Origin of the sequence: Luteitalea sp., assembly GCF_022842525.1 — a bacterium.
Taxonomy (GTDB): Bacteria; Acidobacteriota; Vicinamibacteria; order Vicinamibacterales; family Vicinamibacteraceae; genus Luteitalea.
Genome location: NZ_JALHPM010000346.1, coordinates 1 through 3,445, shown reverse-complemented (window position 1 = coordinate 3,445; position 3,445 = coordinate 1). Strand labels below are relative to the sequence as shown.

Below are 3,445 nucleotides of genomic sequence, written 5' to 3'. Positions count from 1 at the left end.
TTCACGATCGCCCCCGCGGGCACGTCAGTGCCCGCGCGTGCGATCCCATTTCGGATCCCCGCCACGCGCATTGGCGGGCAGGGTGTTCCACGGGTCGGCAATCATGCCGTTCAGGTCGTACACGACCTTGCCGTCACGCACGGTGAGCTCGCAGGACAGCCGCTGCGTCCCGTCCAGGCGACCGCCGACGGGATCGGCGTAGCCAAAACGCCCCTTCTCGACACGGAGGACGGCGACATCGGCCGACGCACCGACCGACAGGTGCCCGAGCGACTCGAGCGCCACCTGCCGCGCCGGGTTCCACGTGGACTGCCGAATCACCTCGGGCAGCGAGACGCCCATCGCCAGGAACTTGCTCATGAGGTTCAGCATGTCCTTCATGGCGGAGTTCATCGAGCTCGTGTGCAAGTCGGTCGAGATCGAGTCGGGCAGGAACCCGGCTTTCATCATCGGGATCGCCGCCGAGTAGCGGAAGCTCGCGCCGCCGTGGCCGACGTCGAAGATGATGCCCTTTTTGCGCCCCGCGACCATCGCGGCGCTCGGACCCTTCGTGGTCTGATCCTGCTCGCCCCGCACGCCGCCGTACATGTGCGTGAAGATGTCGCCCGGACGCAGGTGCGTCATGAACAGGTCCATCAGCGTGCGACCCGCCTTCACGTTGCCGCCGAAGTCGATCATCACCGGGATGCCAGCCTTGGTGCCGGCGATGACCGCCTGCTCGTACGGCTTCCAGTCGGTGCCGTTGTAGTGGGCGCTCTTGATGCCCACCACCACGCCCTTGTGCTGCAGCGCCATGTTGGCCGTCATCGCGCCATCCATGTCGTCGGCGTTCTGCTCGATCGCCCCCGACCCCATCCCGTGGCCGACGATGTTGAGGAAGGCGGTGACGCGTGTCTTCGACTGGTCGATGATGCGGCGCTTGAACTCCGGGAAGTTGCGCCACCCGGACGTGCCGGCGTCGTTGACGGTGGTCACGCAGCTGCGCAGCGTGAAGCCGTCGGGAAACACGCTCCAGTCGCCTCCGGCGTAGTCACGGAGCTTCTCGCCCGGGAACACGTGCACGTGCAGGTCGATGAGCCCGGGCGTCACGACGAGGCCGCGGGCGTCCACGGCCTTCATCGCGCGCGAGGCGGCGATGTTCGCGGCGACGGCGGCGATGCGACCATCCTTGATGGCCACGTCGCGTACCCCGTCGATCGCGTTGCGCGGGTCGATGACCCGCCCGCCCTTGATCAGGAAGTCGTACTCGGTCGGCGCCTGCGCGGCGAGCGACGCCACGAGGAGGCCGACGACGGCGAGGACCGCGGTGCTGCGCATGCGCGAGAGGATATACCGCGTCACCCTTCCGGCAGCGCAAAGGCGTACACGACGCCGCCGCCGGCCACCGCCACGTACTGTCGCCCATCGACGACGTAGGTCATCGGTGAGCCCCGCCAGGGGGCATTGGCCGCGTAGCGCCACAGGCGTCGGCCCGTCCGTGCCTCCACGGCCGTGAACGCGCCGTCATCCTCGCCCACGAACACCAGGCCGGAGGCCGTGGAGAGCACCCCGCCCCACGTGTCGCCGGCGCCGATCTGGGGCAGTTCCCAGACGATCCGCCCGGTCTGGATGTCGAGGGCGCGCAGCACCTTGCCGCCGACCTCCGACGGGACCCGCGTGGTGCTGCCGCCGTAGAACGACTCCCCCGCCTCGAACCACCGCGACGACTTCAGGAACACGCTGCAGCGCTCGAGGGCCTGCACGTAGAAGAGCCCGGTGTCGGGATTGAAGGCCGGCGACATCCAGTTGGTCGCCCCCTCCACCGAGGGGCAGACCGTGGTGCCCCCCACCGTGGGCACCATGCCGGGCACCCGACGCGGACGTCCATCCGGGCCGACCCCCGTGGCCCAGTTCAGGCCACGGATGAACGGCTCGGCCAGCAGCAGCGCGCCAGACGATCGGTCGAAGACGTAGAAGAACCCGTTGCGATTGGCCTGCAGCAGCAGGGGGCGCGACTGCCCGCGAAACGTGGTGTCGGCCACCACGACCGTCTGCACGGCATCCCAGTCGTTCAGGTCGTGCGGCGTGAACTGGAAGTGCCAGCGCCGCACACCGGTCTGCGGATCGAGGGCCAGCACGGCGTTGGACCAGAGGTTGTCGCCCTCGCGCTCGTCGCCGTTGTAGTCGGGACACGGGTTGCCGGCCGTCCAGTACAGCGTGTCGAGCCTGGCGTCGTACGACCCGGTGAGCCACGTCGCCGCGCAGCCGTGGTCGATGGCCCGCCCCTTCCAGGTCTCGGCCCCCGGCTCGCCCGGGGCCGGGACGGTCCAGAACTGCCAGCGCCTCGCGCCGGTGGCGACGTCGTAGGCGGCGACGAAGCCGCGCACCCCCTCGTCTCCGCCCGAGATGCCGGAGACGACGAGGTCGCCGACGACCAGTGGGGCCGACGTGGCGCCGTAGTGGGCGCGGAAGTCGGCCATCACGACCTCCCACAGCACCTGGCCCGTCGCCCGATGCAGCGCCACCAGGCGGGCATCGTCGGTGACCATGAACAGCCGGTCGCCGGCCAGCGCGACGCCCCTGTTGACGGCGGCCCCGGCATCGCCGATCACCCCCGGCGTGCGCGGACGCCGGTAGTGCCACAGCGAGCGTCCGGTCCTGGCGTCCAGGGCGACGACCTCGTTCGGCGCGCCGACGTACATCACCCCGTCGACCACCAGCGGGGTGGCGCGCAGCGCGCGGATGCCGGGGACGGCGAAGGTCCAGGCCGACTGCAGGCGGGCGACGTTGTCGGGGGCGATCTGTCGATGCGGCGAGTGGCGGTTGCCGCCAGGGTCGCCGTTGTAGGTGGCCCAGTCATCGGGTGAGGGGGGCGAGACGACGGATCGTGGCGCGAGCACGGGCATCTCGACGCGTCCCAGCGCCTCGAGCGTGGTCACATCCCGTCGCCGCAGGCGACGCAGACGGCCATCCATGGTCAGCAGGTGCAGGTCGTCGGCCGCCTCGGCCAGCACCAGGCCCTCGACGGACGCCCCCTCGCGTGTCGTCGCCCGAACGCGCGGCCAGGTCGGCCGTCGTCGGCCCGCGTCGACCAGGCCTCTGACGTGGCTGGCGACGAGCGGAACGTCGGCCGGCGCCAGTGCCACGGGCGGCATGCCTCCACCGGGCACCCCCTCGCGGATGACCCGCGCGATGTCTGCCGGGGCGCGCCGCAGCGCCGTCGGTGTCGAGACGATGTCGGGGCCGCGCTCGCCGCCGCGGCCGTCGGCACCGTGGCACGGCGCGCACCGGTCCGCGAAGACCTGCGCGCCACGGGGATCGGGTGCCTGGGCGCTGGCAGAGCTGGCACACGCGAGAACCAGCAGCCACGCCGCAGGGGGTAGCCGGGGTGTCAAATGGCGCATCGGCCGGAAATCTATGTCAAACAGGGGAGCGCGTCGATCTGGAGAGAGGCTGGCTGGGCAGG

The 3,445-nt window shown here is 70.8% G+C and carries 2 protein-coding genes; both read right to left on the bottom strand.

The genetic code is table 11. The features are described from left to right. Window positions 1-24: 24 nt before the first annotated feature. Complete coding sequence (locus Q0C41_RS30685; RefSeq protein WP_291990730.1) at window positions 25-1,317, bottom strand: amidohydrolase/deacetylase family metallohydrolase; 1,293 nt, start codon at window positions 1,315-1,317, stop codon at window positions 25-27. A gap of 20 nt (window positions 1,318-1,337) precedes the next feature. Continuing rightward, window positions 1,338-3,383: a PQQ-binding-like beta-propeller repeat protein gene (locus Q0C41_RS30680; protein ID WP_291990729.1), complete on the bottom strand. Its 2,046-nt coding sequence runs from the start codon at window positions 3,381-3,383 to the stop codon at window positions 1,338-1,340. Between the last annotated feature and the right edge of the window lie 62 nt (window positions 3,384-3,445).